Below are 25081 nucleotides of genomic sequence, written 5' to 3' on the forward strand. Positions count from 1 at the left end.
TCATTACCCTCTTGTTTTCTCTCGTGTGGTTATTGGGCCGCCGAACCGGACGCGGCGGACACCGCCGACGCCGGCACCGCCACCGGTGCAGGCGCGGCCGGCGCACCGGCTGCAGGCTTCGCCCCGCCCGCATCGGCAGCCTTGCTGTACAGGAACTGGCCGATCAGGTTCTCGAGCACGATCGCCGATTGCGTCATCGTGATCGTATCGCCCGACTTCAGCATTTCGGTGTCGCCGCCCGGATCGAGGCCGATATATTGCTCGCCGAGCAGGCCCGACGTCAGGATCTTCGCCGACGAATCCTTCGGGAACGGGTACTGGCCATCGATATCGATCGTGACAAGCGCCTGGTACGTGTTCGTGTCGAAGCCGATCGTCTTCACGCGGCCGACCACGACGCCCGCGCTCTTCACGGCCGCGCGCGGCTTCAGCCCGCCGATATTGTCGAATTTCATCTTCACCGAATAGGTCGGCTGAAATGACAGCGAGCTCATGTTGCCGACCTTCAGCGCCAGGAACAGCACCGCAAGGAAGCCCACCACCACGAACAGGCCGACCCAGAAGTCGAGAGCAGTCTTTTTCATCGTCATCCCAAAATTTGGCTTGGCTGAGGCTTAGCTGAACATCAGCGCGGTCAGCAGGAAATCGAGGCCGAGTACGGCGAGCGACGCGAACACGACCGTCTTGGTCGTCGCGCGCGACACGCCTTCGGGCGTGGGCTTCGCTTCATACCCTTGATACAGCGCAATGAAGGTCACGGCGAACCCGAACACGATGCTCTTCAGCACGCCGTTGCCGACGTCGGCCCAGACCTGCACGCCGCCCTGCATCTGCGACCAGAACGCGCCCGGATCGACGCCGATCAGCACGACGCCGACGAAGTAGCCGCCGAGCACGCCGACCGCGTTGAAGATCGCGGCGAGGAGCGGCATCGCGATGATGCCCGCCCACATGCGCGGCGCGATCACGTTCTTGATCGGGTCCACCGCCATCATCTCGAGCGCGGTGAGCTGTTCGCCGGCTTTCATCAGACCGATCTCGGCCGTGAGCGACGTGCCCGCGCGGCCCGCGAACAGCAGCGCGGTGACGACCGGCCCGAGCTCACGCACGAGCGACAGCGCGACCAGCAGGCCGAGCGCCTGCTCGGAACCGTAGCGGTTCAGCGTGTAATACCCCTGCAGGCCGAGCACGAAGCCGACGAACAGGCCCGACACGGCAATGATCACGAACGAATAGTTGCCGAGGAAGTGGATCTGCTTCGTGACCAGCCGCGGCCGGCGCAGCAGCGGGAAGAATTCCAGCACGAGGCGCACGAACAGGCGCGTGCCGTAGCCCGCGCGCTCGAGGCCGCCGATGACGTAACGTCCGATCGCGCTGATCATGCGCGCCCTCCGCCGAGCCCGAAATCCGCGGCAAGCGGCGGGCTCGTGTAATGAAATTTGAACGGGCCGTCCGGCGCGCCGTCGATGAACTGCCGCACGCTCGGATCGGTCGACGCGCGCAGTTCGTCGGGCGTACCCTGCGCAAGCACGCCGCCGTTGGCCAGAAAATACACGTAGTCGGCGATCGCGAACGATTCCGGCACGTCGTGCGTGACGAGGATCGACGTGGCGCCCAGCGCCTGGTTCAGCGTGCGGATCAGGTTCGCGGTGATGCCGAGCGAGATCGGATCGAGGCCCGCGAACGGCTCGTCGTACATGATGAGCTGCGGATCGAGCGCGATCGCGCGTGCCAGCGCGATGCGGCGCGCCATCCCGCCCGACACCTCGGACGGCATCAGGTCGCGCGCACCGCGCAGCCCGACGGCGTTGAGTTTCATCAGCACGAGGTCGCGGATCAGGTCGTCGGGCAAGTCGGTGTGCTCGCGCAGCGCGAACGCGACGTTCTCGAACACCGACATGTCGGTGAACAGCGCGCCGAACTGGAACAGCATGCCCATCTTGCGGCGCAGCGCGTACAGGCCGTCGCGCGTTTGCGCGCCGACATCGGCGCCGTCGAACAGCACCTGGCCGCGGCGCGCACGCACGAGGCCGCCGATCAGGCGCAGCACGGTCGTCTTGCCGCAACCCGAGCCGCCCATGACCGCGACGACCTGCCCGCGCCCGAAGCGCAGGTTCAGGTTGGACAGGACGAGGCGGTCGCCGTAGCCAAAGTCGACGTCGCGAAGTTCCAGCAGGGTCTCGGTAGGAGTGGGGCTCACGGAGCGGACAGTCCTTTTACGCAGAACGCCGAATTATAGGGCCTGCCTTGGAATGATGTCGTGACGCCGTTCCGTGTCCTGCGGTCAATGATTGTCAAATTGTCCGGGAAAACATTGCCGCAGCGCAACAATGGCAGCCCGATAGTCGGCCGCGCCCGTCACCGCACTGACCACCGCGACACTGCCGACGCCGGTTGCCAGCACGGCCGGCAGCGTGTCGAGGCCCACCCCGCCGATCGCGACGAGCGGCGCCTGCGTGCCCGCGAAGCGCGCATAGCGGGCGATCCGCGCAAGACCCTGCGGCGGTGCCGCAACGGCCTTGGTCGCGGTCGCGTACACGGGACCGAGCGCGAGGTAGCTCGGGCGCTCGTGCAGCGCCCGCAACATTTCGTAATAACCGTGGCTCGAAAGTCCGAGCCGCAGGCCCGCGCGCGCGATTGCCGCCAGATCGGCCGTTTCGAGGTCTTCCTGACCTAGATGAACCCCGTACGCGCCTTCATCTGCTGCGATCTTCCAGTGATCGTTGATGAACACGCGCGCATCGGGATAGCGACGCCCCGCCGCGACCGCACGAGCGATTTCCCGGCGCAACGCGTCCGGCGTCGAGCCTTTCACGCGCAATTGCACGGTCCGCACGCCGCAATCGAGCACGCGCTCGACCCATTCGGCATCCGGCACGACCGGATAGAGGCCGAGTTGCGCGGGGCATGGCGCGAACGCGGGCTCGGGCGCGGCCGGCAGCCCGGCGACGCGCGGGAACCGTGCGGCGTCGACCGGCCACGCGTCTGCCGCGCGCGTCTCGTCGCCGTCGCGCCAGGCCAGCGCCAGCACCAGCGCGTCGACCGGCGCAAAGCCGCAATCGAGGAACGCGGCGAGCGCGGCGATCCAGTCGTCCCCGAGCGGATGCGCGGCGTCGAGCGCGTAGCGTGCACCCGCCGCGTGCAGTACCGCGCCCTGCTCGTCGAATTCGATCGCGACCGCGCCCGGCGCCGCGGGCCACGACGCAGCCGACGCGCGCGCCTGCGCGGCGCGGTCGCCAGCCGAGACGATCAGCACGTCGCCGTCGGCCGGCACATCGGGCACCGCAACGCAGAGCCGCCACGGCGCCGCACCGCCCGGCCAGTCGCCGAGCCGCGCGCGAATCCGTTCGGCCGCTTCGGCCAGTTCGTCGGCCGGCGGCCAGAACGCATCGGCGAAGCGCGCGCTCATGCGCCGCCTCCGTCCTGGTGCCAGAACGGCATCCCGACGACCGGGGTGCTCGCATGCGCGGTCTCGCGCGCATCCATCGGCCCGGCGAGATACGCGGCGCGGCCGGCCTCGACGCCCTGCGCAAACGCGCGCGCCATGATCTCCGGGTGCGTGGCCTGCGACACGGCGGTGTTCAGCAACACACCGTCGAAACCCCACTCCATCACCTGGCACGCGTGCGACGGCACGCCGAGCCCCGCGTCGACGATCAGCGGCACGTCGGGCAGCCGCTCGCGCAGCACGCGCAAGCCGTACGGGTTCACGACGCCCTTGCCCGTGCCGATCGGCGCGCCCCACGGCATCAGTGCCTCGCAGCCGACATCGAGCAGGCGCCGGCCGATCACCAGATCCTCGGTGCAGTACGGCAGCACCTTGAAACCGTCCTTCACCAGTTGCGCGGCGGCCTCGATCAGCCCGACCGGATCGGGCTGCAGCGTGTAGTCGTCGCCGATCAGTTCGAGCTTGATCCAGTCGGTGCCGAAGACCTCGCGCGCCATATGAGCGGTCGTCACGGCTTCGGCGACGGTCTGGCAGCCGGCCGTGTTCGGCAGCAGCGGCACCGCGTGGCGCTTGAGCAGCTCGAAGAAGCCGGCTTCGGCCGTGCCGCCCGTCATCTGGCGGCGCAGCGCGACCGTCACCATCCCGGGGCGCGACGCGGCGATCGAATCGGACAGCGACTGCAGCGACGGGTAGCGCGACGTGCCGAGCAGCACGCGGCTTGCAAAGGTTTCGCCGTACAGCGTCAGCGCGTCGGCGGAGGTGGGGGACGTCATGTCGTTTTCCTGGAAGAGCGGGGACGAACCGGCGGCGCTCAGCCGCCCGCGACCGGGTGCACGACGTCGAGCTTGTCGCCCGCCGCGAGTGCGCGCGCCGCGTGCTGCGTGCGCGCGACGAAGTTGCCGTTCAGCGCGACCGCATACGGCGGACGCGCGCCGTACGCGGCGAGCGCGTCGGCCACCGTTGCGCCGTCGGGCAACGTCAGGTTCTGTTGGTTGATCTGGATATCCATGAGACTTCGTCGAATTCGGTCGGCAGCGCGCGTCAGGCCGGCTGGCGCGCGTCGTTGCGGTGATGAAGGAGCGTCGGCCAGCGCTCGGCGTCGCGCCACGCGGCGAACGCATCGGCATCGCCGAACGCGCCGCCGAGCGCGGCTTCGGCGACCGCAACCGCCGCGTGCGCGACTTCCGGCGCGATCATGAAGCCGTGCCGGTACAGGCCGTTGACGGCGAGCGTCGATGCGCCGTCCCAGATCACCGCCGGGCGATGATCGGGCAGCGTCGGCCGGCACTGCGCGTTGAGTTCGAGGATGCGCGCCTCGCCGAACGCCGGATGCACGGAGAACGCCGCGCTCAGCAATTCGAGCGCGGAGCGTACGCTGACGGGCGACATGTCCTCGCCCTCCACCTCGGTCGCGCCGATCACGTAGAGATCGTCCTGCTTCGGCGCGATGTACAGCGGGTAGCGCGGATGCAGCAGCCGCACGGGCCGGGTAAGCCCGATGCCGGGCGCGCGCACGCGCGCGACTTCGCCGCGGATGCCGCGCAACACGGGCAGCGCGGGTTTCGCGCCGAGCCCGCGGCAATCGATCGTGACATGCGCGGCGGGCAGGTTCGCATCGTCGATCGTGACGTGCCAGTGCAGGTCGACGCCGCGCTCGACGAGGCCCGCCGCGAGCGCGCGCAGCGCCTGGCGATTGTCGAGCTGGCCTTCGTTCGGCAACAGCAGGCCGCGCGCGAAGCGGCCCGCGAGCACCGGCTCGGCCGCATCGACCTGCGCGCCGGCGAGCGTCACGAAACCGTTGTCGAACAGGTCGGCCGGCGCGTTCGCGCGCACGCGCCGCTCGAACAGCGGCGCCTCCGCGCGATCCGCGTGATGCCAGACGACGAGCGTGCCGTGATGCTGGAAGAACACGGGTTCGGGCAGTTCCGCGAGCCACTGCGGCCAACGCGCGAGGGAAGCTGCGCCGAGCTCGGTGATCAGCAGTTCCGCGCTCGCCGCTTCCGCGAGCGGCGCGAGCATCGCAGCCGCGACCCACGCGGCCGACTGCTCGCCGTCCGGGCCGCCGCGCTCGTAGAGTGCGACGCGATGCCCGTCGCCCGCGAGCCGCCATGCGATCAGGCGGCCGACGAGGCCGCCGCCGAGCACCGCGAAATCGGGTCGGGAATCCTGGACGTTCATCGCACACGCTCCTCGCGAGCCGCGCAAGCGCGCACGACGAGCGTCGACGTGCACGCGCCGCCCCGTGCGAACGCACGCGACATCGGGCCGGGAACCATGCAAAAAACTGAAGATTGTGCGGTCATCATTCCTTCCGTAACGCGCAAAGCGCGTACCCAAAAGGACGAAACCGGCAGCAAAGGCCGGCCGGGCGGGACAAGGGCGCTGACCATGTGGGATGGCAGCCAGCGCGACCCGGCGGGATCGGAAACTTCCCTCGCCGGTATTACCCGGATCGGGTGCGAAGGGTCTTTCTCAGCCTCATCGCGCTGCCCGGAACATCTGCCGGCCGCGCCACGAAGCACCCCTGTTTCGTCGTCGGCCATTAGACCATAAAAGCGGAAAGCGCCGCAAACTGTCCCCCTTGCGGCAAATTCGCCGTCGTGCCGCGCCGCTCTGGCACAATGCCCGCAGGCCGGCCGCGTGAGCGGCCGGTTGCCGCGTCACCGCCGGCCTTAAGCGCCGTTTAAGACACGCGGGCGACCATCCGGACGCCCGCCGTCAGTCGGCGCCGCGTCCCGGCATGCCGTATCGCGGCGCGCGCCCGGCTTCGCCCGGCCCGCGCGCCGGCTACTCATCAGGAAGCACATGACCCAATCGATCGATCCCGTCCGCTCCGCCGCCTCCGACGCGCCGCAGGACGAGCGCCCGGTATCCGCATGGCGCCTCATCAAGCCCTACTGGGTATCGTCCGAATGGAAAATCGCGTGGGGCCTGCTGGTCGCGATCATCGCGATCAACCTCTGCGTGGTCTGGATCAACGTCCGGCTGAACAAGTGGAACGCGGAGTTCTACAACGCGCTGCAGTCGAAAGACGTCCACGACTTCCCGAACCTGCTGATGCAGTTCTCCGCGCTCGCGTTCGCGTTCATCATCCTCGCCGTGTACGGCCGCTACCTGCGGCAGATGCTCGGTTTCCGCTGGCGCCAGTGGCTCACCGACCGCTTTCTCGGCCAGTGGCTCGGCGATCGCGCGTTCTACCGGATCGAGCGTGACCGCCTCGCCGACAACCCCGACCAGCGGATCACCGACGATCTCCAGTCGTTCGCGACGACCACGCTCGCGCTGTCGCTCGACCTGCTGTCGACGGTCGTCACGCTCGTGTCGTTCATCACGATCCTGTGGTCGCTCGCCGGCGCGCTGACGATTTCGCTCGGCGCGACGCCGATCGCGATCCCCGGCTACATGGTGTGGGCGGCCGCGCTGTACGCGGTGGTCGGCTCGCTGATCATCCAGAAGGTCGGCCATCCGCTCGTGTCGATCAACTACCAGCAGCAGCGTGTCGAGGCCGACTTCCGCTTCGGGCTGATCCGCGTGCGCGAGAATGCCGAGCAGATCGCGTTCTACGACGGCGAGAAGACCGAGACCGGCAACGCGCAGACCCTCTTCATGCGCATCCGCGACAACTGGTGGCGCGTGATGAAGTACACGAAGCGGCTCACGTTCGTGCTGAGCTTCTACGGGCAGATCGCGATCATCTTCCCGCTGGTCGTCGCCGCGCCGCGCTATTTCGCGGGCGCGTTCTCGTTCGGCGTGCTGATGCAGATCTCGTCCGCGTTCGGCACCGTCAGCGATTCGTTCTCGTGGTTCATCAACAGCTACTCGACCCTCGTCGAATGGCGCGCCACCGTCAACCGTCTGCGCGAATTCAAGCGCGTGATGGGCACGTCCCACCTGAAGGAAAGCCTGTCGCCCGCGACCGAGCACGGCGGCATCAACCTGCACTACGTCGACGGCGCGAAACTGTCGACGTCGTCGCTCAAGCTCGCGCTGCCGAACGGCAACGCGCTCGCGAACATCGGCAGCGTCACGATCGAGCCCGGCTCGCGCTGGCTCGTGATCGGCAAGTCGGGTTCCGGCAAGAGCACGTTCATGCGCGCGCTCGCGGGCCTGTGGCCGTTCGGCGACGGCGCGATCGATGCGCCGGTCGGCGCGCGGATGATGTTCGTGCCGCAGACGAGCTACTTGCCGATCGGCACGCTGAAGGCAGCACTCACCTATCCGGCGACACCCGACGCGTTCAGCGACGAAGCCTGCCGCGACGCGCTGCGCGCATGCCGCCTCGAGGATTACGTCGACCGCCTCGACGAGAACGCGCACTGGACCCGTGTGCTGTCGCCGGGCGAACAGCAGCGCCTGGCCGGCGCGCGCGTGCTGCTGCACAAGCCCGACTTCCTGTTCCTCGACGAAGCGACCAGCGCGCTCGACGCCGACAACGAAGCACGCCTGTACCACCTGTTCGCCGAGCGGCTGCCGAAGGCCGCGATCGTCAGCATCGCGCACCGCGAGTCGCTGGCCGCGTTCCACGTCGGCACGATCAACGTCGAGCGCGTAAACGAGAGCGACAAGGTCGCGGCGTGAACGAACGGGCCGCGCACATCGTCCGGATCACGCTGATCACCGGGGCAGGCTCGGGGATCGGCGCGGCGCTCGCGCGGCGGCTCGCGGCGCCCGGCATCGCGCTGGCGCTGCACGCGCGCGGCGCCGACGACGCCGCGCGGGCCCGGCTCGCCGAAGTCGCGCATGCGTGCACGGGGGCCGGCGCGGCGTGCATCACGCTCACCGGCGATCTCGGTGAGCCGGGCGTCGCCGCTTCGCTCGTCGATGCAGCCGCCACGCGCTTCGGCGGGCTCGATCAGCTCGTCGCCAACGCGGGCTTCGCCGCACGGCAATCCTTCTCCGATCTTTCCGCGGACGCGCTCGCGTCCGCCTTCGCGGCGATGCCCGGCGCGTTCTCCTCGCTCGCGGGCCGCGCGCGGCCGCTGCTCGAAGCGTCGGCCGCGCCACGGATCGTCGCGGTCAGCTCGTTCGTCGCGCACCGCTACCGCGCCGACGCACCGTTCGCGGCCACCGCCGCCGCCAAGGCCGCGCTCGAATCGCTCGTGCGCACCGCCGCCGCCGAATTCGCCGCGCGCGGCATCACCGTCAATGTCGTCGCGCCGGGCTTCACGCGCAAGGACCACGGGCCGAGCGCCGGCAATGCGGCTGCGTGGGCGCACGCCGAACAGGCGACACCGCTCGGCCGGATCGCCGAACCCGGCGATGTGGCCGCACTGATCGCGTTCCTGTTGTCGGACGCCGCGCGGCAAATTACCGGTCAGGTCATTCATGTCGACGGTGGCCTGACGCTCTGAAGCAAGTGCCGGCATGGCGCCCGAGCGCGATCGGCCGTCACGCCTTCCCCGAACGAACGCCGCCCTCACCGTTCGCCGCACCGCCACGCACCTGCACTCACCTTTTTGGCACCCCGCATCCCGCCCGTAAAATAGCCGCCGTACGGCAGCGCGAGACGAGACAAACGAGGAGGCGGCAAGCATGCAGGCATTCCAGTGGTTCAACGAACTGTCGACGCGCGAGCGCAGGACGCTATACGCCGGCTTCGGCGGCTACGCGGTCGACGCGTTCGACTTCATGATCTATTCGTTCCTGATTCCGACGCTGATCGCCACCTGGGGCATGACGAAGAGCGAGGCCGGGATGATCGCGACGAGTTCGCTGATCTCGTCGGCGCTCGGCGGCTGGGCCGCCGGCATCCTTGCCGATCGCTACGGCCGCGTGCGCGTGCTGCAGTGGACGATCGCGACGTTCGCGCTGTTCACGTGCCTGTCCGGCTTTACCCACTCGTTCTGGCAACTGCTCGCGACGCGCACGCTGCAGGGCTTCGGCTTCGGCGGCGAATGGTCGGTCGTGACGATCATGATGGCCGAGACGATCCGCTCGCCCGAGCATCGCGGGAAAGCGGTCGGCACCGTGCAGAGCAGCTGGTCGTTCGGCTGGGGCGCGGCCGCGATCCTCTACTGGGCGTTCTTCGCGCTGCTGCCCGAGCAGGTCGCGTGGCGCGCGTGCTTCTGGATCGGCATCGCGCCCGCGCTGTGGATCCTGTACATCCGCCGCAACGTCAGCGATCCCGACATCTACGCGGCCACCCGCCGTGCGCGCGACGAAGGCCGCGTGTCGGGCCACTTCCTCGAGATCTTCTCGCCAGCGCACCTGCGCGCGACGCTGTTCGGCAGCGCGCTGTGCACCGGGATGCTCGGCGGCTACTACGCGATCACGACGTGGCTGCCCACCTACCTGAAAACCGTCCGCCACCTGTCGGTGTTCAACACGAGCAGCTATCTCGTCGTGCTGATCGTCGGCTCGTTCGTCGGTTACGTGGTCGGCGCGATCCTGTCCGACCGGCTCGGCCGCCGCGCGTCGTTCATCCTGTTCGCGATCGGCTCGTTCTCGCTCGGCATGGCGTACACGATGCTGCCGATCACCGACACCGCGATGCTGCTGCTCGGCTTCCCGCTCGGCATCGTCGTGCAGGGGATCTTCGCGGGCATCGGCGCGTACCTGTCGGAGCTGTATCCCGGTGCGATCCGCGGTTCCGGCCAGGGCTTCTGCTACAACCTCGGGCGCGGACTCGGCTCGTTCTTCCCGATCCTCGTCGGCTCGCTGTCGCAGTCGATGTCGCTCGTGAAGGCGATCGGCCTCGTCGCGGGCGGCGGCTACTTGCTCGTGATCGTCGCCGCGCTCGTGCTCCCGGAAACGCGCGGCAGGTCGCTCGCCGACGATCCGGCCGTCGCGTCCTGAACCCCCTTCGCCCGGAAAACCGCATGCACGTGATCGTTCTCGGCGCCGGCGTGATCGGCGTCACCACCGCCTGGCACCTGCGCGAAGCAGGCTGCAACGTCACCGTGATCGAGCGCGAGGACGATGTCGCCCGGGCGACGAGCCTCGGCAACGCGGGCGTGATCGCCCCCGGCTACGTGACACCCTGGGCCGCGCCCGGCATGCCCGGCAAGATCCTCAAGTACCTGTTCAAGCCCGCGTCGCCGCTGATCTTCAGGCCCACGCTCGACACCGCGCAGTGGCGCTGGATCGCGCGCTGGCTGCGCGAATGCGAATTCGAGCGGTTCCGCGTGAACAAGCAGCGGATGCAGCGCATCGCGTACTACAGCCGCGCATGCCTGCACGCGTTTCGCGACCGCCATCCGTTCGACTACGGCGCGAGCCGCGGCTACCTGCAACTGCTGCGCGGCGCATTCGACGTCGAGATGGTGCAGCCCGCGCTGAAGGTGCTGCGCGACGCGGGCATCGCGTTTCGCGAACTCGACGCGGCCGGCTGCACGGCAATCGAACCGGGCCTGCGCTGGGCGCGGCAGGCGCCCGTCGGCGGCATCTACCTGCCCGACGACGAAGCCGGCGATTGCGCACGCTTCACGCGCGAATTGCGGGCGCTGTGCGAAGCAAACGGCGTGGCGTTCAGCTTTCGCACGCAGGTGCAGGCGCTCGACGTTGAAGCCGGCCGGGTGCGCGGCGTGCGGATCGTTGGTCACGGCGACGGGGATGACGGGCCGAGTCCGCGCGCATCGAACCCCGGCGCCAAGCACCGCGGCGCGCGGCTCGCCGCCGATGCAATCGTCGTCGCGCTCGGCGTCGACAGCGCCGGCCTGCTGCGGCCGCACGGCATCGATGTGCCGCTGTATCCGGTGAAGGGCTACTCGGCGACGCTCACCGTCGTCGACGACGAGAAAGCACCGCGTGCCGCGCTGATGGACGAATCGCTGAAGACGGCGATCACGCGTTTCGGCCCGACGTTGCGTGTCGCGGGTACCGCGGAACTCGGCAACCGGCACGCAGCGCTGCGACAGCAGGCGCTCGATACGCTGATGAAGGTGCTCGACGACTGGTTCCCGCACGCGGCCGATCGCACGTCGGCGCGCTTCTGGGTCGGCCGCCGGCCGATGACGCCTGACGGGCCGCCGCTGCTCGGCGCGAGCGGGATCGACGGGCTCTGGCTCAACGTCGGCCACGGCTCGACCGGCTGGGCGATGTCGATGGGATCGGGGAAGGTGGTGGCGGATCTCGTTACAGGGCGAGAACCGGAAATCGATCTGTCGGGATTGACGCTCGCGCGCTACGGATAGCAGGCTGGAGGTTGCGCGATATCGCCGCAGCGATGCAGCGGCAGCCCGCACGCGGCATGGCAACGACGGCGGCCGGCCTTTGCCAGGCCTCCCCGGAACGGCTCAATCCGCCGCTTCGCCGCCCGCCCGCGCAATCGGCGCCGACACGATCGGCCGATGCGACACGCCTTCGTGCGACAACCGGCTTTCAAACAGCGTAAGCGCATCGAACCGCAGCGCGACCGGCCGCTTCACCGCACCGCCGTGCGCCGGCTGCCCGACCGCATCGTGCGGCAGCCGCGCGAGTGTCACGTGCGGGCGGAACGGCCGCCGGTCAGCCGGCACGCCGAGCTCGCGCAGCTTCGCCGACAGCGCGACATTCAACGCCGCACACGCCGGCTCGGCGGCCAGTTCCGCGACGATCAGCCGCGCGCGCGGCAGGCTCGGCCACCACGCGATCCGTTCGACCGGCATCAACGGCAGTGCATGCGCGGCCGCGAGCGCCGGCAGGCATGCGGCCAGCTCATCGCAGCACACCCGCTCGATCGCGCCAACGAACGCGAGCGTCACATGCAGTTGCGCGGGCAGCGAACGCCGTGCGCCACGGGCAACCGGCAACGCGTGTAGCGCGTCGCGCGATGCCGCATCGGGCATCAGCGCGACGAACACGCGCAGCCGGTCGCCGTTCATGACTCGCGCACCACCGCGCGAGGCACGCTCGCGGCATCGGGCGCGGCCGGACGCTGCGGCAGCGGGCCATGCTCGCCCCACACGTCGGCCGGCAGCACGTTCGCGAGTGCCGGAATCGTGTTGCGCGTGAACACCGGATCGGCAACCCCTGCCGCGCGCTGACGGCGATAGTCGCGCCATGCCGCGTGTGCGTACTTGCCAAGCGCGAGGATCGCGATCAGGTTGATGATCGCCATCAGCCCCATGCTCGTATCGGCCATCGCCCACACGAGCGGCAGTTGCCCGACGCTGCCGAACATCACCATCGCGAGCACCGCGACGCGGAACAGCGGCAGCACGCCGCGCCGCCTCGTGATGAACTCGACGTTGCCTTCCGCATACGCGTAGTTGCCGATCACCGACGAGTACGCGAAGAAGAAGATCGCGAAGGCCATGTAGATGCCGCCCCAGTCGCCGACGTGGCTCGCGATCGAGCGCTGGGTGAGCGCCGCGCCTTCCATGCCGGCGCCCAGTTCGTACTGGCCCGACAGCAGGATCACGAAGGCGGTGGCGCTGCAGATCACGATCGTGTCGACGAACACGCCGAGCATCTGGATCAGCCCCTGCACGACCGGATGCCGCGTGCTGGCGGTTGCCGCCGCATTCGGCGCGCTGCCCATGCCGGCCTCGTTCGAGAACAGCCCGCGCTTCACGCCCATCGCGACTGCCTGGCTGACCGCATAGCCCGTCAGGCCCCCCGCCGCCTGCTCGAGACCAAACGCGCTCTTCACGATCAGCGCGATCACGCCCGGCACCAGCGCGATATGCGTCGCGACCGCGTAGACCGCGAGCGCGAGATAGCCGATCGCCATCAGCGGCACGATCACCTGCGCAACTGCCGCGATCCGGCGAATCCCGCCGAAGATGATCGGCGCGGTCAGCAGCACGAGCCCGAGACCTACCGTCGCGCGGCTCCAGCCGAACGACGTGTCGAACGCATCGGCGATCGCGTTGGCCTGCACCGCATTGAACACGAAGCCGAACGCGAGGATCAGCGACAGCGAGAACAGCACGCCGAAGCCGCGCGAGCGCAGGCCCGTCTGGATGTAGTACGCGGGGCCGCCGCGATAGCTGCCGTCTGGATGCGACACCTTGAAGATCTGCGCGAGCGTCGCCTCGACAAACGCGGACGACATCCCGACGAGCGCCGTCATCCACATCCAGAAGATCGCGCCTGGCCCGCCGACGGTCAGCGCGACCGCGACGCCGGCGATGTTGCCGGTACCGACGCGGCTTGCGAGCCCGGTCGCGAACGCCTGGAACGACGAGATGCTGCCCGGCTCGCCCTTGCTGCCGACCAGCTTGATGCTGAGCAACAGCGCCTTCAGCTGGATCATCCGGAACCGCAGCGTGAACCACGCGCCCACGCCGAGCAGCAGCGCGATCAGCACGTAGTTCCACAGCACGCCGTTGACGGCGTCGATCAGCCCTTGCACGAATGCTTCCATCCAGAGTCCTTGTAAATGGGGTCAGTCATGTGCGGCCGCCGCGGACGCGGCCTGAAAGGCGACATGATATGACAGTTCTCAAGGATCATTACAAAATGAAAGAATTCGGTGCCGTGACAAATCAAGGGGCCGATCTCTCCTGATCAGATGCGTCGACACGCCCCCGTCACCTTGGACAATCCCCCGTGACTGTTTGACACATTGCTGAGTCAACAGGACACGCAGAGAAAAGTGTTTCCGTATTTCGACTTTTCTCGGCGCTTACCGAACGATATACAGCGGTAGCCGATCGGTCGACCGACCACGTGTCCTCCGCATCCCCGCGTCCCCCGCCGGCGCGCGGCTAATTTCGAGACAAGGGGGCGCGATCGCATGCTCTCGGGAATCTGTTTTGACTTCGCTTCGTTGAAGCGTTCCGGATGATTCCCCCGTGAATACGTGCCGAACGAACTCCTTGCAGATAGCATAAAAAAACATAACCGTCTCATTCTCAGGCATGCGAATCAATCATCGAAATCACCACTGCACGGGATATGAAATGACGAAGCATAACCTTTTGAAAAATACGAGCCACGCCTCTGAAGAAAAACAACAGCCTTTGATGCGACGACGTCTTCTGGTCGCGTCAACCATGCTTCCGTTTGGCACGCTGCTGAAGCACGCGACGGCCATGGCTCAGAACAACGTCCTCCCGCCCATCGAGATCACGGCACCGAGGCCGCCCGACTTTAATTTTGGTGATTTCGGCATCAAGGCAAACGAAATCCCGGGTGCCAACCCCGGCGCCGGAATGCCGGCACCTTCAATTTGCTTCAATCAGTATTGCACATCAAATTTCATGTTGCTTTTCGCAAACACGGGCAACATGATCCGCGCCACCGAGATGTTTCTCAAACATCTCCAAGTCTTCGGAGGCAACGACACAAAATTCTGGCGTAATCAATTAATGCTGGTGGGTGGTTTCACTCCTTGGTTGGCCATCGGTGGCTACAAACATTTGCCCGGCGCCAATCAATACGGATTCAATTTTGAACCAGGAACATATGCCAACATCACTGCGCTATTTGGCATCTATATCGGACAATCAAGCGGCATCCCGCCAACGAGCACATTCGCGTCATATGGCAATCCGCTGATGTTCGTCGAAGCACTCAATCATTGGATACACGGAGACGGAACTCAACGAACCGTTCATATCGAATCACTCAATTTGAAGATGAGCGTCCTCGATTTCTCGGAAATATCGAGAGCCATTGAAAATCCCGGGTATGGCCCCGGCATCTACTCGTTCGACACCGGTTTCAGCACCAACATCTTCAATCACGGGAGAAAGGATCTCTGGAGCGCCGCAGTCTTTGGGCGAGTATCCGGCAGGGTACGTGGCACGCTTGAAATGCTGGAGGACGATACATATCGATTCGTCGGTTACTACTCACTCAATCCCGACAAGTTCGATGCAGATCCTTCAAACCGACCGTTTCTGCAGGAGGCTGCGACGACGTTCCTGTCCAAGCTCGGCGCCACCTTGGGACATAAGGACTATCAAATCAACTTTTTCGGTGAAAAAAGTCTCACGTTCTCCGGCCAACGACCTGTCAAGAATGCAGGCGCACGCCCCCCGCAGGCAGTCCATAGGCCGTCGTTCGGCGGACTGATGCGACCGACTCGCTAGCAGGCCCCCGGGCGGCTCCGAAAATTCGACTGCCCGGGTCAACCCCGTATTTTGTTCATACCCACAGTGAGCGCCTCATGATTTCCAGAGTCATACGCGGAATCCTCCGGCTAGTTCTCTGGCTAGTTATCGCAGCGATTGGCACCTATGCGCTACTGTTCGTCGTCGTTGCGACTTCCCGATATGAGCGGACCGAAGGCACTTGCCCTGACATGTCTCTCGATACGCTACGAAACAAGGTCCTGCTACGTCTCGAGGAACAAGGAGTACCGCTGGACAGCATCCGGTTCGACGGTGCGCCGCAGTATCACGCATGGAAACTGGGCATGTGGGAATTCCCGCTGCTCATTGACGAAACTAGATACATCGCGATGATCGACTGCAACGAACAGCTTTCAAGCTATTGGCAAGTCAAAGATCAGCCAGTCGACAAAACCGGACAAGCTCACGATCGCCGATAACTTCAAAAAAACCGGGCGCCCTTTCGGACGCCCGGCTTTCATCGAAACCCGCTCGCGCTATTCAGCTCAGCGCGGCAGTTCCGAATGCCCCATCAGGTACGCATCGACCGAGCGCGCGCACTGGCGGCCTTCGCGGATCGCCCACACCACGAGCGACTGGCCGCGGCGCATGTCGCCCGCCGCGAACACCTTGTCGACCGACGTGTAGTACGAACGATCGCCTTCGGTCGCCGCACGCGCGTTGCCGCGCGCATCCTTCGCGACACCGAATGCCTCGAGCACGGGTGCGGCCGGCTGCGTGAAGCCCATCGCGAGCAGGACGAGGTCGGCCTTCATTTCGAATTCGGAGCCCGGCACTTCCTGCATCTTGCCGTCCTTCCACTCGACGCGCACCGCGATCAGCTTCTCGACCTTGCCGTTCTTGCCTTCGAGACGCTTCGTCGCGACTGCCCAGTCGCGCTCGCAACCTTCCTCGTGCGATGACGACGTGCGCAGCTTGATCGGCCAGTACGGCCACACGAGCGGCTTGTTTTCCTCTTCCGGCGGCTGCGGCAACAGCTCGAACTGCGTGACCTGCTTCGCGCCGTGACGGTTCGACGTGCCGACGCAGTCCGAACCCGTGTCGCCACCGCCGATCACGATCACGTGCTTGCCCTTCGCGAGCAACTGGTCGACGAGCTTGTCGCCCGCGTTCACGCGGTTCTGCTGCGGCAGGAAATCCATCGCGAAATGGACGCCCGCGAGCTCGCGGCCCGGCACCGGCAGGTCGCGCGGCGTTTCCGAACCGCCGGCGATCACGACCGCGTCGAATTCTTCCTTCAGCGTGTCCGGCGAGATGGTTTCCTTCGCGAGACTGCCGATCGACTCGGGCAGCGGATCCTTGCCGATGAACACGCTGGTGCGGAACGTCACGCCTTCCGCTTCCATCTGGCGCATGCGGCGGTCGATCAGCCACTTCTCGAGCTTGAAGTCGGGAATGCCGTAGCGCAGCAGGCCGCCGACACGATCGTTCTTCTCGAACACCGTCACGTCGTGGCCCGCACGCGCGAGCTGCTGCGCGGCGGCGAGGCCCGCGGGGCCGGAGCCGACGACGGCAACCTTCTTGCCCGTCTTGTGTGCGGCCGGCTCAGGCTTCACCCAGCCTTCCGCCCAGGCCTTGTCGATGATCGCGTGCTCGATCGACTTGATGCCGACCGGGTCGTCGTTGATCCCGAGCGTGCACGCCGCTTCGCACGGCGCCGGGCAGATGCGGCCCGTGAATTCCGGGAAGTTGTTGGTCGAGTGCAGGACTTCGATCGCCTGCTGCCAGTCCTGGCGGTAAACGAGATCGTTGAAATCCGGAATGATGTTGTTGACCGGGCAGCCGTTGTTGCAGAACGGGATGCCGCAATCCATGCAGCGCGCGCCCTGGACCTTCGCGTCCGCGTCGGTCAGTGCCGCGACGAATTCCTTGTAGTGCTTCACGCGCGTGAGCGGTGCTTCGTACGCCTCGTGGCGGCGTTCGAACTCCAGAAAACCGGTTGCCTTGCCCATAAGGTGCTCTTCTGTTCGGTATATCGAGTGGGGGAGCCGCGCGCGGCAGTCATGCGCGCGCGGCAGTCGCTATGTCGTTCGTCGCTCAGGCGGCCAGTTCTTCCTTCGCCGCCTTCTTCGCGCCGATCTCGCCGAGCGCGCGCTTGTATTCGTGCGGGAACACCTTCACGAACTGGCGGCGCGCCGCGTCCCAGTTTTCCAGCAGCGACTTCGCGCGCGGCGAACCCGTGAACTGGAAATGACGCTCGACGAGCCCCTTGAGCAGCGCTTCGTCCGTCGTGCCCGCATGCCAGAGTGCGCGGTCGACCGTGCGCTCCTGCTCGGCCTGCTGCAGCACCGGCTCGAGCGCGACCATCGACTTGTTGCACTTCGCCGCGAACGTGCCTTCCGGATCGTAGATATACGCGAGACCGCCCGACATGCCGGCCGCGAAGTTGCGCCCGGTCTCGCCGAGCACGACGACCGTGCCGCCCGTCATGTATTCGCAGCCGTGGTCGCCCGTGCCTTCGACGACCGCCGTCGCGCCCGAGTTGCGCACGCAGAAGCGCTCGCCCGCGACGCCGCGGAAGAAGGCTTCACCTTCGATCGCGCCGTACATCACCGTGTTGCCGCAGATGATGTTTTCCTCGGACTTGCCGCGGAAGTCGTTGGTCGGTCGGATGATGATCCGGCCGCCCGACAGGCCCTTGCCGACGTAGTCGTTGCCGTCGCCGACGAGGTCGAGCGTCACGCCCTTCGCGAGGAACGCGCCGAAGCTCTGGCCAGCCGTGCCCTTCAGCTGGATGTGCACCGCGTCGTCCGCCAGGCCTTCATGGCCGTGCTTCTTCGCGATCACGCCCGACAGCATCGCGCCGACCGTCCGGTTCACGTTGCGCACCGGCTGGATGAACGACACATGCTCGCCGTTCTCGATCGCGGCCTTCGCCTTCTCGATCAGCACGTGGTCGAGCGCGCGCTCGAGGCCGTGATCCTGCACGTCGACGTGACGCGGCGCGACGTCCTCGCACTCTTCCGGCTGGTAGAACACGCGCGAGAAGTCGAGGCCCTTCGCCTTCCAGTGCTCGATGCCCTTGCGCGTATCGAGCAGATCGGCGCGGCCGATCAGGTCGTCGAACTTCGCGATGCCGAGCTGCGCCATGATCTCGCGCACTTCCTCGGCGACGAAGAAGAAGTAGTTCACGACGTGCTCGGGCTGGCCCTTGAACTTCGCACGCAGCACCGGATCCTGCGTCGCGACGCCGACCGGGCACGTGTTCAGGTGGCATTTGCGCATCATGATGCAGCCTTCGACGACGAGCGGCGCCGTCGCGAAGCCGAATTCGTCCGCGCCGAGCAGCGCGCCGATCACGACGTCGCGGCCCGTCTTCATCTGGCCGTCGGCCTGCACGCGGATGCGGCCGCGCAGGCGGTTCAGCACCAGCGTCTGCTGCGTTTCGGCGAGGCCGAGTTCCCACGGCGTGCCCGCGTGCTTGACCGACGACAGCGGCGACGCACCCGTGCCGCCGTCATGGCCGGCGATCACCACGTGATCGGCCTTCGCCTTCGCGACACCGGCCGCGACCGTGCCGACGCCCACTTCCGACACGAGCTTCACGGAGATGCTCGCGCTCGGGTTCACGTTCTTCAGGTCGTGGATCAGTTGCGCCAGATCCTCGATCGAGTAGATGTCGTGGTGCGGCGGCGGCGAGATCAGGCCGACGCCCGGCACCGAGTAACGCAGCTTGCCGATGTATTCGGACACCTTGTGGCCCGGCAGCTGGCCGCCTTCGCCCGGCTTCGCGCCCTGCGCCATCTTGATCTGGATCTGGTCGGCCGACGCGAGGTACTCGGCGGTGACGCCGAAGCGGCCCGATGCGACCTGCTTGATCTTCGAGCGCAGCGAATCGCCGTCCTTCAGCGCAATGTCGCTGACGATCTCGTCGCCGATCACCGACTTCAGCGTCTCGCCCGACTTGATCGGAATGCCGCGCAGTTCGTTGCGGTAGCGCTTCTCGTCCTCGCCGCCCTCGCCGGTGTTCGACTTGCCGCCGATCCGGTTCATCGCGATCGCAAGCGTCGCGTGCGCTTCGGTGCTGATCGAACCGAGCGACATCGCGCCCGTCGCGAAACGCTTGACGATGTCCTTCGCCGGCTCGACGTCGTCGATCGGGATCGCCTTGGTCGGCTCGACCTTGAACTCGAACAGGCCGCGGAACGTCATGTGACGCTTGGTCTGGTCGTTGATCAGGTGCGCGTATTCCTTGTACGTCTGGTACGAATTGCTGCGCGTCGCGTGCTGCAGCTTCGCGATCGAATCCGGCGTCCACATGTGGTCTTCGCCGCGCACGCGGTACGCGTACTCGCCGCCCGCGTCGAGCATGTCGCGCAGGACCGGGCTGTCGCCGAACGCGTCGCGGTGCAGGCGGATCGCCTCTTCCGCCACTTCGAACAGGCCGATGCCGCCGACCTTCGACGCGGTGCCCTTGAAGTACTTCTCGACGAGGTCGCTCGACAGGCCGAGCGCTTCGAAGATCTGCGCGCCCGTGTACGACATGTACGTCGAGATGCCCATCTTCGACATCACCTTCTGCAGGCCCTTGCCGACCGCCTTCGTGAAGTTGTAGACGGCCTTCTCAGGCGACAGGTCGCCCGGCAGGCCTTCGGCCATCTTCGCGAGCGTTTCCATCGCGAGATACGGGTGCACGGCTTCCGCGCCGTAGCCCGCGAGCAGCGCGAAGTGGTGCGTTTCACGCGCGGAGCCCGTCTCGACGACGAGGCCCGTGCTCGTGCGCAGCCCTTGCTGGACGAGGTGCGTGTGGATCGCCGACGTGGCGAGCAGCGCCGGAATCGCGACATGCTCGGCGTCCGTCTTGCGGTCCGACACGATCAGCATGTTGTAGCCCGACTTCACCGCGTCGACGGCTTCCGCGCACAGCGACGCGAGACGCGCCTCGATGCCTTCCTTGCCCCAGGCCACCGGATAACAGATGTTCAGCTCGTAGGCGCTGAACTTGCCGCCCGTGTACTGGTCGATCGCGCGGATCTTCGCGATGTCCTTGAAGTCGAGCACCGGCTGCGACACTTCGAGACGCATCGGCGGGTTGATGTTGTTCGTGTCGAGCAGGTTCGGCTTCGGGCCGATGAACGACACGAGCGACATGACCATGTTCTCGCGGATCGGGTCGATCGGCGGGTTCGTGACCTGCGCGAACAGCTGCTTGAAGTAGTGATAGAGCGTCTTGTTCTTGTTCGACATCACCGCGAGCGGCGAGTCGTTGCCCATCGAACCGACGGCCTCTTCACCCTGCTGCGCCATCGGCGCCATCAGGAACTTCAGGTCTTCCTGCGTATAGCCGAACGCCTGCTGGCGATCGAGCAGCGCGGCGCCCTGCGTGCGGCCGGCCGCGACGTCCTCGGCCTTCGGCTCGATCTCGTCGAGCTTGATGCGCACGGCGTCGATCCAGCTCTTGTACGGCTTCGCGTTCGCGAGGTTGTCCTTCAGTTCCTTGTCGTCGATGATGCGGCCGTGTTCCATGTCGATCAGGAACATCTTGCCCGGCTGCAGGCGCCACTTCTTGACGATCTTCGATTCGGGGATCGGCAGCGTGCCGGCTTCCGACGCCATGATGACGAGGTCGTCATCGGTGACGATGTAGCGCGCCGGGCGCAGGCCGTTACGGTCGAGCGTCGCGCCGATCTGGCGGCCGTCGGTGAACGCGATCGCGGCCGGACCGTCCCACGGCTCCATCATCGCAGCGTGGTATTCGTAGAACGCGCGGCGGTTCTCGTCCATCAGCGTGTGCTGTTCCCACGCTTCCGGAATCATCATCATCACCGCGTGCACGAGCGGATAGCCGGCCATCACCAGCAGCTCGAGACAGTTGTCGAACGACGCGGTGTCCGACTGGCCCGGGTAGATCAGCGGCCACAACTTCGGCAGATCGTCGGCGAGCACGTGCGACGCGATCGCGCCGGTACGCGCGTTCAGCCAGTTCACGTTGCCCTTCACGGTGTTGATCTCGCCGTTGTGCGCGATCATCCGGTACGGGTGAGCCAGTTCCCACGCCGGGAACGTATTGGTCGAGAAGCGCTGGTGCACGAGCGCGAGCGCCGACACGACACGCGTGTCCTGCAGGTCGCGGTAATACACGCCGACCTGGCCCGCGAGCAGCAGCCCCTTGTAGACGATCGTGCGCGCCGACATCGACGGCACGAAGTATTCCTTGCCGTGCTTGAGCTTCAGCGCCTGGATGCGGTGGCTCGCCGTCTTGCGGATCACGTACAGCTTCCGCTCGAGCGCGTCCGTCACCATGATGTCCCTGCCGCGGCCGATGAAGATCTGGCGGATCAGCGGCTCGCTCGCCTTCACGGTCGGCGAAATCGGCATCGCATGGTCGACCGGCACGTCGCGCCAGCCGAGCACGACCTGGCCTTCGGCCTTCACCGTGCGCTCGAGCTCCTGCTCGCACGCGAGACGCGACGCGTTTTCCTTCGGCAGGAAGATCATGCCGACCCCATATTCGCCGGCCGGCGGCAGCATCACGCCCTGCTTCGCCATTTCCTCGCGATAGAACGCGTCCGGAATCTGGATCAGGATGCCCGCGCCGTCGCCCATCAGCGGATCGGCGCCGACCGCGCCACGGTGATCGAGGTTCTCGAGGATCTTCAGACCCTGCTGAATGATCTCGTGGCTCTTCTTGCCCTTGATGTGAGCGACGAAGCCGACGCCACAGGCGTCGTGTTCGTTTTGCGGGTCATACAGACCTTGTGCGGCGGGCACCGCGGCGAGCGGCTGCTGGTGGTCGTTCATGGGGACACCGTCGTAAAGGGGGCCTGGAGGCCGTTGAACCATTTTCTTGTTGCCGTCGATCCCGCTCCCGACAGGAGACGGCGCGGCCGACAGTGGATGGGCATGCTTCGCCCGGGCCACCGGAATTCGGAATATACGCGACGAATCAAAGGAATAGCAACAAAAACCGCTTGATCGAACCCCAATTAAATAGATGCTTCGATCTGGTGCCGTTTTATTGGGGTCGTATCATTTTGGTGCAAAAAGAAGCGGCGCCCGCAGCGCCGCCTCCTGAACCGCCGTTCCTGCGTTACTGCTGGATCGGCGGCGTGTTTTCACGCACCTTTCTGGGGCGTCCGCGCGGCAGCGGCGACACGCGCCGGTTCGCCGTACGCGCCGCCCACTCGCGATAATTCTCTCCGCCGAGCACCCAGCCCTTCAACGTCGCCTGCTGCAGCTGGTCGGCCTGCCGCTCGTCGAGCGGCTGCTCGCACAGCTCCTTGTACGCGCGCTGACGGTCGAACGGCGTATTGCCGAGCGCCCAGTAGAGCGGATGGTCGGTGATCAGGCTGTCGACGGTGAGCCCGACGTGGTGCCGGTAGCTCGACCAGCGATAGGCCTCGGGCGTCGCGACGAGCTGCGCGCGCACCGGGCTCATCTCGACCACGCGGCTCGCGAGCAGGAAATAGCGCTCGCCTTCGATCACGGTCGCGCGATAGCGGCCTTCCCACAGGGTGCCGCGCCGCGAATAGCGCCGGTTGAAATGCGCGACGTAGCGGCGACCGACGGCCTGCATCGCCTTTGGCAGGCTCGCTTCGTCGCTCGGCGTCACGAGCAGTTGCACCTGGCGCGGCAGCAGCACGTAGGCGTGCACCGACAGGTGATGATCGCGTGCGGCGGCCTTCAGGCAATCGATGAAGAGTTCGTAGTCCTGGTCGTCGACGAACGCGGGTTGCTGATCCAGGCCGCGCAGTATCACGTGCTGCGGCTGGTCGGGAACGTAGAGTCGTGCTAACCGTGCCATGCTGAATGTCCGTTTGAACGCGTTAGGAAATACCCGGGGGTCCGAAATTGCGCACCTGCGCTGAATGCCGCTCCCCGCCGGGCGCGAAAGCGTACGGTCGTACGAAACCTAGGGAGAAAACTCTAACTTACGAGCTTGTTTGGTTTTAAACGCAGTCGTCATAATGAGCACGCCTTTGATCGGAGGAGACACAATGAAACGAAAACTGGCCATTACGGGGGCCGCAGCGCTCGCATTCGCTTTCGCGGGCGGTACGGCACATGCACAATCCGCAGGTGATTTCTACGTCAGCACCGGCTGGTTCCACCTGGCCCCGCAGGACAGCAGCGACCCGCTTTACGTGTACAGCGTCGGCGGCACGCCCATCAATCAGTCGATTCCCAATACCGGCGCGGGAATCAGCGATGCTGACACCCTCGGCCTCGCGACCGGATACTTCATTACCGACCACATCTCCACCGAGCTCGTCATGGGGATACCGCCGAAGTTCGACATTACCGGCAAGGGTCAGTTCGAACAGTTCGGCGTACTCGGCCGTGCGTATCAGTGGAGCCCCGCCGTACTGCTTCGCTACCACTTCAACGACGCCAACGCGAAGTTCCGTCCGTATGTCGGCGTCGGCGCGACGTATATCTGGTTCACCGGCGCGAAGATCACCAACGGCGCATTCGAGAACGGCGTGCTCGGCGGCCCGACCAGCGCAACGACCAGCAACCAGTGGGCGCCCGTCTTCAACGCCGGCTTCACGTACAACTTCACGAAACACTGGTTCGCGGGCCTGTCGATGTCGTACATCCCGGTCAGCGTGACCGCAACCTTCACGACGGCCCGCCGCACGCAGGTCGGTACGCTGACGGAAACGTCGAAGGCGCACATCTCGCTGAACCCGATCGTGACGTACCTGAACGTCGGCTACCGCTTCTAAGCGTAGTCGAATATTTGGGGAATGGTTAATCCTGCTGCAATTTGTAGCGGATTTTTCGTGACGTAACGTCTCCACGATGCACAACGCCCCGGCGGAAATCCCGTCGGGGCGTTGCTTTTTCGCATCAGGCACGTTCGGACGCCGGCTTCGCCGGCCGCCGTCGCAATCGTCAGACGATGTCGATGTCGTCCAGCGCGGCGGGCCCGATCAGGTCGATCCGGTCCGTGCAGACCGCATCGACGCCCCAGCGCGCGAGTTCGCGCGCCCGTTCGAGGTCGTTCACCGTGTAAACCAGGATGCGCAGCCCGGCCGCCTTGATCGCGCGCACGAGCGCTTCGTCGAGCTGTTTGTGGTCTGCATGCAACGAAACGCAGCCGAGCGCGCCGACGACTTGCGCATGCCAGTCGTCCGGCACCGCCTCGTAGAGCATCCCGCGCGGCAGCGCAGGCGCCGTCGCGCGCGCCTGTTGCAGCGCCTCGAACGAGAACGACGACAGGAGCGGCGGGACCGCGGCATCCCGCCAGTACGCGGCCGCGTCGGCCGCCACGCGCTGCCCGGTCTCGCGCTCGCGCCCCGGGCACGGCTTGATCTCAACATTCGCGGCGAGCCCGTGGGCGATGCAGCGCGCCGCCGCCGCCTCGAGCGTCGGCATCCGCTCGCCGGCGAAGCGCGCGTCGCGCCACGCACCCGCGTCGAGCGCGGCCAGCGCCGCATAACGCATGCCCGCCGCCGCGCCGTGACCGTTCGACGTGCGGTCGACCGTGTCGTCGTGCAGCAGGAACGTCACGTCGTCGGCCGACAGCTTCGCGTCGAACTCGACCATCCGATGGCCGCGGCGCGCGCCCTCGTCGAGCGCGGCGAGCGTGTTCTCCGGTGCGAGCGTGCCGCCGCCACGATGGGCGACGACGCGCGGATAGGGCCACCAGTCGGTACGGGTCGTCATCGTCGGTCTCTTGGCAAGG

Annotated in this window: 20 protein-coding genes and 1 riboswitch; of the genes, 7 read left to right on the top strand and 13 right to left on the bottom strand. The window is 66.4% G+C overall.

Going from position 1 to position 25081, the window contains the following annotated elements; all coding sequences use genetic code 11:
- Positions 1-29: 29 nt before the first annotated feature.
- From mlaD to HWX36_RS32350, 7 genes are all read right to left on the bottom strand, one after another.
- On the bottom strand, positions 30-590 hold the full coding sequence (mlaD, locus tag HWX36_RS32320) for an outer membrane lipid asymmetry maintenance protein MlaD (protein ID WP_175957878.1): 561 nt from the start codon (positions 588-590) through the stop codon (positions 30-32).
- 24 nt (positions 591-614) lie between these two features.
- Complete coding sequence (mlaE, locus tag HWX36_RS32325; RefSeq protein ID WP_006477137.1) at positions 615-1382, bottom strand: lipid asymmetry maintenance ABC transporter permease subunit MlaE; 768 nt, start codon at positions 1380-1382, stop codon at positions 615-617.
- The gene (locus tag HWX36_RS32330) at positions 1379-2200 is read right to left on the bottom strand and encodes an ABC transporter ATP-binding protein (protein ID WP_175957879.1); all 822 of its coding nucleotides are present in this window, start codon (positions 2198-2200) and stop codon (positions 1379-1381) included. The genes mlaE and HWX36_RS32330 overlap by 4 nt, the downstream gene beginning before the upstream one ends.
- 84 nt (positions 2201-2284) lie before the next feature.
- Entirely contained in the window at positions 2285-3409 is a 1125-nt protein-coding gene (gene thiE, locus HWX36_RS32335) for a thiamine phosphate synthase (protein WP_175957880.1), read from the bottom strand.
- On the bottom strand, positions 3406-4221 hold the full coding sequence (locus tag HWX36_RS32340; protein WP_175957881.1) for a thiazole synthase: 816 nt from the start codon (positions 4219-4221) through the stop codon (positions 3406-3408). Before HWX36_RS32340 ends, thiE begins: the two co-directional genes overlap by 4 nt.
- A 38-nt stretch (positions 4222-4259) precedes the next feature.
- On the bottom strand, positions 4260-4457 hold the full coding sequence (thiS, locus tag HWX36_RS32345; protein WP_011350713.1) for a sulfur carrier protein ThiS: 198 nt from the start codon (positions 4455-4457) through the stop codon (positions 4260-4262).
- 32 nt (positions 4458-4489) lie between these two features.
- On the bottom strand, positions 4490-5626 hold the full coding sequence (locus HWX36_RS32350; RefSeq protein WP_175957882.1) for an FAD-dependent oxidoreductase: 1137 nt from the start codon (positions 5624-5626) through the stop codon (positions 4490-4492).
- Between the two features lie 234 nt (positions 5627-5860).
- A riboswitch (TPP riboswitch) is annotated at positions 5861-5984 on the bottom strand.
- A 269-nt stretch (positions 5985-6253) separates the two neighbouring features.
- Between HWX36_RS32350 and HWX36_RS32355 the strand changes: the two genes are divergently transcribed.
- The 4 genes from HWX36_RS32355 to HWX36_RS32370 all read left to right on the top strand — a co-directional run bounded on the left by HWX36_RS32355 (position 6254) and on the right by HWX36_RS32370 (position 11580).
- A complete protein-coding gene (locus tag HWX36_RS32355; RefSeq protein ID WP_175957883.1) occupies positions 6254-8026 on the top strand; it encodes an ABC transporter ATP-binding protein/permease in 1773 nt (590 codons plus the stop codon).
- On the top strand, positions 8023-8799 hold the full coding sequence (locus tag HWX36_RS32360; RefSeq protein WP_175957884.1) for an SDR family oxidoreductase: 777 nt from the start codon (positions 8023-8025) through the stop codon (positions 8797-8799). The genes HWX36_RS32355 and HWX36_RS32360 overlap by 4 nt, the downstream gene beginning before the upstream one ends.
- 181 nt (positions 8800-8980) lie before the next feature.
- A complete protein-coding gene (locus tag HWX36_RS32365; protein WP_175957885.1) occupies positions 8981-10243 on the top strand; it encodes an MFS transporter in 1263 nt (420 codons plus the stop codon).
- 23 nt (positions 10244-10266) lie between these two features.
- Positions 10267-11580: a D-amino acid dehydrogenase gene (locus tag HWX36_RS32370; RefSeq protein WP_175957886.1), complete on the top strand. Its 1314-nt coding sequence runs from the start codon at positions 10267-10269 to the stop codon at positions 11578-11580.
- 102 nt (positions 11581-11682) lie between these two features.
- Here HWX36_RS32370 and thpR read toward each other — a convergent pair whose 3' ends face one another.
- Together thpR and HWX36_RS32380 are read right to left on the bottom strand one after the other, a co-directional pair.
- Entirely contained in the window at positions 11683-12249 is a 567-nt protein-coding gene (thpR, locus tag HWX36_RS32375) for an RNA 2',3'-cyclic phosphodiesterase (RefSeq protein ID WP_175957887.1), read from the bottom strand.
- Positions 12246-13736 carry a sodium:alanine symporter family protein gene (locus tag HWX36_RS32380; RefSeq protein WP_175957888.1) on the bottom strand — a complete coding sequence of 497 codons (1491 nt, stop codon included), beginning with the start codon at positions 13734-13736 and terminating at the stop codon, positions 12246-12248. The genes thpR and HWX36_RS32380 overlap by 4 nt, the downstream gene beginning before the upstream one ends.
- A gap of 538 nt (positions 13737-14274) precedes the next feature.
- Between HWX36_RS32380 and HWX36_RS32385 the strand changes: the two genes are divergently transcribed.
- The gene (locus tag HWX36_RS32385) at positions 14275-15408 is read left to right on the top strand and encodes a lipid II-degrading bacteriocin (RefSeq protein ID WP_175957889.1); all 1134 of its coding nucleotides are present in this window, start codon (positions 14275-14277) and stop codon (positions 15406-15408) included.
- Between the two features lie 212 nt (positions 15409-15620).
- Positions 15621-15869, top strand: coding sequence for a hypothetical protein (locus tag HWX36_RS37460; RefSeq protein ID WP_244136585.1), 249 nt, complete (start codon positions 15621-15623; stop codon positions 15867-15869).
- A gap of 66 nt (positions 15870-15935) precedes the next feature.
- On the opposite strand, the gene HWX36_RS32395 is transcribed toward HWX36_RS37460, so the two are convergent.
- The 3 genes from HWX36_RS32395 to HWX36_RS32405 all read right to left on the bottom strand — a co-directional run bounded on the left by HWX36_RS32395 (position 15936) and on the right by HWX36_RS32405 (position 23194).
- Positions 15936-17402 (bottom strand): glutamate synthase subunit beta, encoded by a 1467-nt coding sequence (locus tag HWX36_RS32395; RefSeq protein WP_175957891.1) that lies wholly within the window; start codon positions 17400-17402, stop codon positions 15936-15938.
- Between the two features lie 85 nt (positions 17403-17487).
- Complete coding sequence (locus HWX36_RS32400; RefSeq protein WP_175957892.1) at positions 17488-22191, bottom strand: glutamate synthase-related protein; 4704 nt, start codon at positions 22189-22191, stop codon at positions 17488-17490.
- 289 nt (positions 22192-22480) lie between these two features.
- Positions 22481-23194: a transposase gene (locus tag HWX36_RS32405; protein ID WP_006477151.1), complete on the bottom strand. Its 714-nt coding sequence runs from the start codon at positions 23192-23194 to the stop codon at positions 22481-22483.
- Between the two features lie 193 nt (positions 23195-23387).
- On the opposite strand from HWX36_RS32405, the gene HWX36_RS32410 reads away from it, so the two are divergent.
- Positions 23388-24119 carry an OmpW family outer membrane protein gene (locus tag HWX36_RS32410; protein WP_175957893.1) on the top strand — a complete coding sequence of 244 codons (732 nt, stop codon included), beginning with the start codon at positions 23388-23390 and terminating at the stop codon, positions 24117-24119.
- Positions 24120-24288: 169 nt separating this feature from the next.
- On the opposite strand, the gene ugpQ is transcribed toward HWX36_RS32410, so the two are convergent.
- Positions 24289-25062, bottom strand: a complete 774-nt coding sequence (ugpQ, locus tag HWX36_RS32415; protein WP_175957894.1) for a glycerophosphodiester phosphodiesterase — start codon at positions 25060-25062, stop codon at positions 24289-24291.
- Positions 25063-25081: the final 19 nt, after the last annotated feature.

The organism is Burkholderia sp. BCC0405, from assembly GCF_902833075.1.
In the GTDB taxonomy this organism is placed as follows: domain Bacteria; phylum Pseudomonadota; class Gammaproteobacteria; order Burkholderiales; family Burkholderiaceae; genus Burkholderia.

Excerpts from the sequence above, each read along its gene's own strand:
- HWX36_RS32370 (WP_175957886.1), top strand. The coding sequence starts at position 10,267 with ATGCACGTGATCGTTCTCGGCGCCGGCGTGATCGGCGTCACCACCGCC.
- HWX36_RS32400 (WP_175957892.1), bottom strand. The coding sequence starts at position 22,191 with ATGAACGACCACCAGCAGCCGCTCGCCGCGGTGCCCGCCGCACAAGGT.
- HWX36_RS32405 (WP_006477151.1), bottom strand. The coding sequence starts at position 23,194 with ATGGCACGGTTAGCACGACTCTACGTTCCCGACCAGCCGCAGCACGTG.
- HWX36_RS32350 (WP_175957882.1), bottom strand. The coding sequence starts at position 5,626 with ATGAACGTCCAGGATTCCCGACCCGATTTCGCGGTGCTCGGCGGCGGC.
- HWX36_RS32410 (WP_175957893.1), top strand. The coding sequence starts at position 23,388 with ATGAAACGAAAACTGGCCATTACGGGGGCCGCAGCGCTCGCATTCGCT.
- HWX36_RS37460 (WP_244136585.1), top strand. The coding sequence starts at position 15,621 with ATGTCTCTCGATACGCTACGAAACAAGGTCCTGCTACGTCTCGAGGAA.
- thiE (WP_175957880.1), bottom strand. The coding sequence starts at position 3,409 with ATGAGCGCGCGCTTCGCCGATGCGTTCTGGCCGCCGGCCGACGAACTG.
- ugpQ (WP_175957894.1), bottom strand. The coding sequence starts at position 25,062 with ATGACGACCCGTACCGACTGGTGGCCCTATCCGCGCGTCGTCGCCCAT.
- mlaE (WP_006477137.1), bottom strand. The coding sequence starts at position 1,382 with ATGATCAGCGCGATCGGACGTTACGTCATCGGCGGCCTCGAGCGCGCG.
- thpR (WP_175957887.1), bottom strand. The coding sequence starts at position 12,249 with ATGAACGGCGACCGGCTGCGCGTGTTCGTCGCGCTGATGCCCGATGCG.
- thiS (WP_011350713.1), bottom strand. The coding sequence starts at position 4,457 with ATGGATATCCAGATCAACCAACAGAACCTGACGTTGCCCGACGGCGCA.
- HWX36_RS32355 (WP_175957883.1), top strand. The coding sequence starts at position 6,254 with ATGACCCAATCGATCGATCCCGTCCGCTCCGCCGCCTCCGACGCGCCG.
- HWX36_RS32395 (WP_175957891.1), bottom strand. The coding sequence starts at position 17,402 with ATGGGCAAGGCAACCGGTTTTCTGGAGTTCGAACGCCGCCACGAGGCG.
- HWX36_RS32380 (WP_175957888.1), bottom strand. The coding sequence starts at position 13,736 with ATGGAAGCATTCGTGCAAGGGCTGATCGACGCCGTCAACGGCGTGCTG.
- HWX36_RS32385 (WP_175957889.1), top strand. The coding sequence starts at position 14,275 with ATGACGAAGCATAACCTTTTGAAAAATACGAGCCACGCCTCTGAAGAA.
- HWX36_RS32340 (WP_175957881.1), bottom strand. The coding sequence starts at position 4,221 with ATGACGTCCCCCACCTCCGCCGACGCGCTGACGCTGTACGGCGAAACC.
- mlaD (WP_175957878.1), bottom strand. The coding sequence starts at position 590 with ATGACGATGAAAAAGACTGCTCTCGACTTCTGGGTCGGCCTGTTCGTG.
- HWX36_RS32365 (WP_175957885.1), top strand. The coding sequence starts at position 8,981 with ATGCAGGCATTCCAGTGGTTCAACGAACTGTCGACGCGCGAGCGCAGG.